Below are 4,270 nucleotides of genomic sequence, written 5' to 3' on the forward strand. Positions count from 1 at the left end.
AAAAAATCGAGTTCATATTTAAGGATATCAGCACGCCAGTTGAACCCACCGATGCAGATTTACAAGCCTATCTTGAAAAACATCCCGAAAAATTTACTTATCCTGCCCGCTACGACTTTAGCCATGTTTATTTGAGTGTGGACAAACGTGGTAACCAGGCGATGGCTGATGCGCAGCAGTTGTTAGCGAAACTGCAAAACGAATCTAGCCAAAGTGATCCGACGCAATTCAGTGATCTGTTCATGTTTGATTATCATTTTGCAGACATTACTGATTATGAGGTGACGCGTATCTTCGGAGAACAATTTACTAAAGCGCTTGCTGAATTAAAGACAGGTCAATGGCAAGGACCAGTAGACTCAGGGTATGGCATTCATCTGGTAAAAGTTGAAAAACGTACTGAGCCCAGCCTGCCGCCTTTGGAAGAAGTTCGAGATAAGGTAAAAACCGAATATATCGCCGAGTTGCAACGCGATGCAAATCAGAAGTTTTACCAAAGCTTGCGCGAACGATATGAGATAGTTGTGGAATCAGGCAATACCGAGAGAAGTGTCGCTATGGGTAACGGATCTCAGGATAAAGAGGCGACAGTGCAATGATGCAACGCGTGATGTTCTTGCTGCTCGGATTCTGCTTAGTGGGGACCAGTCATGCGGATGAAATTCGTCCTGGCTACCTGGAATTAAAAGAAACCAATGAAAATATTTTCTCCGTGGTCTGGAAGGTTCCTGCGAAGGGAGACAAAAAGCTAAAACTGGAAGCCTTGCTGCCAGCGAATTGCGCAGAGAAGTCCTCCCCTAATGCCCAGTTTATCGGTGGTGCCTATATCGCACGTTGGATCGTAAGTTGCGAAGGCGGCATCGTCGAACAGCCCATTACTGTCGATGGCCTGCAATTTACCAGTACCGATGTTTTGCTGCGCCTGGAGTTTCTGAATAGCGGTTCCCAAACCGCGCGCCTCACCCCGGCAGGACCTACTTATATAGTAGCTGCTGAATCATCAACTATCGAAATCATCGGAACTTATTTATGGCTGGGTGTAGAGCACATCCTGCTGGGTATCGATCATCTGCTATTTGTATTCGCGCTACTTATTATAGTTTCTGGAGTTAGGCGCCTGGTATGGACCATTACTGCTTTTACTATCGCCCACAGCATTACCCTGGCGGGTGCCACATTGGGCTATGTGCATGTGCCACAACAACCCGTGGAAGCAATTATCGCGCTGAGTATTTTGTTCCTGGCCACTGAAATCATACACAGTCGGCGTGGCCGCGTGGGTTATGCCGAGCGCTGGCCCTGGATGGTGGCATTTATCTTTGGTTTGTTACACGGCTTCGGATTTGCCGGTGCATTAGCCGAAGTGGGATTACCCGAACAGGCTATTCCTTTGGCCCTGGTATTTTTCAACGTTGGCGTTGAGCTGGGTCAGCTCTTTTTTGTTGGTGTGGTTTTATCATTGGGATGGTTATTCCACCGAATAAAAGCATTTCCGTTGCAACCGGCAGAATTGGTCACGACCTATGTAATTGGCAGTATCGCAGCTTTCTGGACTATCGAGCGGGTCGCGGGATTTTGGAGTTAAACGTAATCTGGCAAATTAGTTAAAAAAAACCAACTTAAACCATGTTGGGAGTTAACTATTGTAGTTCTTGGATTTCGCGTTGAACGGCTATCGAGGGTGCTCCTTATGATGACTATACATCCAGCGCGTGTATGTCTGACGGTTATTGTATTGTTGTTCGTTACCTTGCCCGCCTTAGGTCAGGAGGCAGTTCAGTCATCATTACCACAAGCGACATTTGATTCTGCTAATGTGGTTGTCAACGGTCAGGTATTATTCAAGGTTATTGGTATATCCTCCAGTCCAGCTAAAAAACGCGCAAAAAGAATCGCTAACCGGATTGAAGCACTTGCAGAAGATCCTGCATTTGATCCTGAGAATATAGCTATTCGCGTCGAAGACGACCGAACCCTATTGGTTGCGGGTGATCAACGAGTTATGACCATTCGTAACCTGGATGCAATGGGTGAAGGAGTTAACCGTAGGACCCTGGCAGAAATCTATCAAAAAGAAATCAAACGAGTAATCGTCGCTTATCGTCACGACCGGGAGCCTGAGGTTGTTTCGAAAAACTTAATCTACATCGTTGTGGCTACCGTAATCCTAATTGCGTTGACTATCGGTGTTTTGTTTTTTATTCGACACATCACAACCTTTCTCGATCGGCATTACAAAAAGCGCGTAGAAAAGCTGGAAGCGCAATCGAAGCGAATTGTTCAGGCAGAACAAATCTGGAATCTGCTACTAGGGCTATTGAACCTTAGCAAGGTATTGCTGATCTTGCTGTTACTTTATGTTTATCTTCATTCTGTGTTGAGCTTGTTTCCCTGGACCCGTTATATTGCACAAAGCCTAATCAACTATACTATTGAACCGGTACTGCTGATGGTGAGGGCGTTTGTTGATTATTTGCCAAAGATGTTTTTCTTAATCATTCTGATTTTGCTGGTGCGGTACTTAATGAAGCTCAACCGGATGTTTTTTACTGCAATAGCAAGAAGCCGTATTCGATTTGCAAATTTCGACGCTGAATGGGCCTGGCCAACTTACCGTATTGTCAAAGTGCTAATGATAGTTTTCGCAGTTGTTATAGCCTATCCTTACATTCCTGGCTCCGATTCAGCCGCATTTAAAGGAATTTCCTTGCTGTTTGGTGTATTAATTTCGCTTGGTTCTACATCAATGCTGTCAAATATCATCGCTGGATATACAATGATTTATCGGCGTACATTCAAGGTGGGTGACAGGGTTAAAATAGGTGACAACATTGGCGATGTATTAGAAATGCGCTTACTGGTGACTCATTTGCGATCGCTGAAAAATGAAAATATTGTGGTTCCCAACTCGCTAATCCTGAATAATGAAGTGACTAATTACAGCGCGATGGCGCTAGAAGAGGGACTTATTTTACATACCACGGTTAGTATTGGCTATGAAGTTCCATGGCGCCAGGTGGAGGCGATGCTGCTCATGGCTGCTGAACGTACCACGGGTTTGAACACCGACAAAAAACCATTTGTTTTACAGAAGTCTCTGGAAGATTTCGCGGTAACATATGAGTTGAATGCATATTGTGATGACGCAGGCCAAATGACGCAGCTATATAGCGAATTGCATCGTAATATACAGGATGTATTTAATGAATATGATGTGCAGATTATGACTCCAGCATATGAGACCGATACGCCAGAGCCAAAAACAGTGCCAAAAGCTAAATGGTTTACGGCGCCTGCGCAAGCACCCAGCAGTGAGTTGCCATCGCCAGATCTATCTAAGTAAATCACAGCAATCTGCATTTTATTGAATGTTTCGGTGCCAGTAAAATTAGACAAGCCTTATTAAAAACTAAATTTCATGACCAAAAAGAAAAGAACCAGCCTCGAACTATCTCGCCTCAAGATGCTAATGGATGTGGTGTACGGTATTGTAATCTGGCGATTATTTATGTTGTTGCCAAGGCCGCTGGAAGAAAACGTTGGTCAGTGGGAAACAGTAACAGACATGATGCTAAGTGAGTGGGGATCTTTTGTTTTGCCTTTATTAGCGCTATTAATTGTTACCGTTTATTGGGTGCAAAACAACGAATTGTTTGGTTGCCTGGAATCAACCGATCCTATACATACCGGAATTTCTATATTTCAAATATTCTTTCTTTTATTATTTCTGTATGCCATCGGAGTTGGTTTGGCTTTTGAGGCAGCAGCGGATAGTCGAACATTTGAGAGCGTAACAGTCTTTCTCGTAGGGGCTTTCTCATACTGGGGCTGGCATTATGCAGCGACCCATGATCTTTTGTCCAAAGAATTACCTCAGGACAAGGCTAATCAGATCCGGCAAAGAAATTTTGCGGAGCCGGTGACGGCTCTTACAACTATACCCTTTGCTTTTATTGGTCCTTTAGCATGGGAATTATCCTGGTTTTTATATCCTTTGGTTCGTAAGTATTTCTATAAAAAGAGTAAAACAGTAAAATTAGCGAATTAGCAAGCACATTAAATACATTTTATAAAAGGGGTGTGTGTGAAGCTCATCGAAAACAAGTTTGTTAAACGATTCAGATTCAGCTTTCTGCTGTTAGTACTGTTGTCGCTATATATTGTAGTACCTTTTTTCGATATTTCCTTTCTTACCGATTTGGTGGTCTCTTTTTTGTTTATTGTAGCGCTTGCGGCAGTCACACAAAAGTCTCAATTATTTTGGTCAGCG

5 protein-coding genes are annotated in these 4,270 nt (G+C 43.6%); all 5 read left to right on the forward strand.

Annotation, left to right across the window (positions count from 1 at the left end; all coding sequences use genetic code 11):
- A partial coding sequence (locus ACWVCM_RS06005; RefSeq protein WP_455200816.1) for a peptidylprolyl isomerase occupies positions 1 to 599 on the forward strand: 599 nt, incomplete at its 5' end.
- 38 nt (positions 600 to 637) lie between these two features.
- Positions 638 to 1,585 (forward strand): HupE/UreJ family protein, encoded by a 948-nt coding sequence (locus ACWVCM_RS06010; RefSeq protein ID WP_455200817.1) that lies wholly within the window; start codon positions 638 to 640, stop codon positions 1,583 to 1,585.
- A gap of 105 nt (positions 1,586 to 1,690) precedes the next feature.
- Positions 1,691 to 3,343 (forward strand): mechanosensitive ion channel family protein, encoded by a 1,653-nt coding sequence (locus ACWVCM_RS06015; RefSeq protein WP_455200818.1) that lies wholly within the window; start codon positions 1,691 to 1,693, stop codon positions 3,341 to 3,343.
- A 75-nt stretch (positions 3,344 to 3,418) separates the two neighbouring features.
- On the forward strand, positions 3,419 to 4,048 hold the full coding sequence (locus ACWVCM_RS06020) for a TMEM175 family protein (protein ID WP_455200819.1): 630 nt from the start codon (positions 3,419 to 3,421) through the stop codon (positions 4,046 to 4,048).
- Between the two features lie 36 nt (positions 4,049 to 4,084).
- On the forward strand, positions 4,085 to 4,270 hold a 186-nt coding region (locus ACWVCM_RS06025; RefSeq protein WP_455200820.1), incomplete at its 3' end, for a hypothetical protein.

The organism is Kaarinaea lacus (assembly GCF_975902315.1).

Bases quoted from the DNA above. Each gene is read 5' to 3' on its own strand.
- ACWVCM_RS06015 (WP_455200818.1), top strand. From the start codon at position 1,691: ATGATGACTATACATCCAGCGCGTGTATGTCTGACGGTTATTGTATTG.
- ACWVCM_RS06020 (WP_455200819.1), top strand. From the start codon at position 3,419: ATGACCAAAAAGAAAAGAACCAGCCTCGAACTATCTCGCCTCAAGATG.